The sequence below is a fragment of the Nocardia farcinica genome (genome assembly GCF_029867845.1).
In the GTDB taxonomy this organism is placed as follows: domain Bacteria; phylum Actinomycetota; class Actinomycetes; order Mycobacteriales; family Mycobacteriaceae; genus Nocardia; species Nocardia farcinica_A.
In genome coordinates, this window is record NZ_JARWRU010000562.1 from 1 (window position 1) to 1,302 (window position 1,302).

Genomic DNA, 1,302 nt, shown 5'->3' on the forward strand with positions numbered 1-1,302 from the left:
ACTCAACCCCGAGTCGTGGGCCATCAGCCGCTCGGACCGCATGATCAAGGGCCAGGACTCCCGCCACATCGCCTTCGGCAACTCGTTCAGCCAGGACGGCCACAAAGACCTCAAGGTCGACTACCTGCTCGCCAATCCGCCCTTCGGCGTGGAGTGGAAGAAAGTCAAGGAAGAGGTCGAGTGGGAGCACAAGAACCTCGGTGACGCCGGCCGCTTCGGCGCGGGCCTGCCCCGCATCAACGACGGCTCGCTGCTGTTCCTCCAGCACATGCTCTCCAAGATGAACTCCCCCGCGAACGGCGGCGGCCGCGTCGCCATCGTCTTCAACGGCTCCCCGCTGTTCACCGGCGCCGCCGAATCCGGCGAGTCCAATATCCGCCGCTGGATCATCGAGAACGACTGGCTCGAAGCCGTGGTCGCCCTGCCCGACCAGCTGTTCTACAACACCGGCATTTCCACCTACTTCTGGATTCTCACCAACCGGAAGACTCCCGAGCATCGGGGCAAGGTGGTGCTGCTCGACGCTCGCGACTACTGGGAGAAGATGCGGAAGTCGCTGGGCGACAAGCGCAAACGCATCTCCGATTCGCAGATCGAGGAGATCACCCGACTCTACGCCAATGCGATCGACGCCGCCGCAAACCCCGATCATCCCCAGCACGCCAAGGTAAAGGTTTTTGCCAACAGCGACTTCGGGTATCGGCGGATCACCGTGGAACGTCCGTTGCGGTTGCGCTTCGAGCTGACCGCCGAGGCGCTCGACAAGCTCGCCACCTCCGCTCAGATCGGCAAGCTCTACTCCGATGCCGAGGTCTTCCGGGCGCTCCTGCGTCCACTCGTCGGCACCGGCTGGGCTACCAAAGCCGAGGCCATCAACGCGCTGAAAGACGCCGTGGTCGGAGCCGGCGAGCCCTGGCCGACCGGAGCGCCGTTCGCCAAGCTGCTGCGCGAAACCCTCGGTGTTCGTGATCCCGAGGGGGAGATTCAGCTCATCAAGGGTGCGCCGGAGCCTGATCCGGAACTGCGGGACTACGAGAACGTGCCGCTCGCGGAGGATGTGGAGGAGTATCTCGCGCGGGAGGTGCTGCCGCATGTGCCGGATGCGTGGATCGACCACAGCAAGACCAAGGTGGGGTATGAGATTCCGTTCACTCGGCACTTCTATGTGTACACGCCGCCAAGGCCATTTGAGGGGCCGGAAACTTTTCGGACAGCGAAATTTTGGTCATCTCAAGCTGCCTGATTCCGATCGAACCATTCCGACTCTACTTCGTTCGGAGTGCGGTAGTCAATTGCAGAGTG

1 protein-coding gene is annotated in these 1,302 nt (G+C 62.7%); it reads left to right on the top strand.

Going from position 1 to position 1,302, the window contains the following annotated elements; genetic code table 11:
• Positions 1–1,243 (top strand): HsdM family class I SAM-dependent methyltransferase (locus QH283_RS12285; protein WP_280503133.1); only part of this gene is annotated, 1,243 nt, incomplete at its 5' end.
• Positions 1,244–1,302 lie beyond the last annotated feature (59 nt).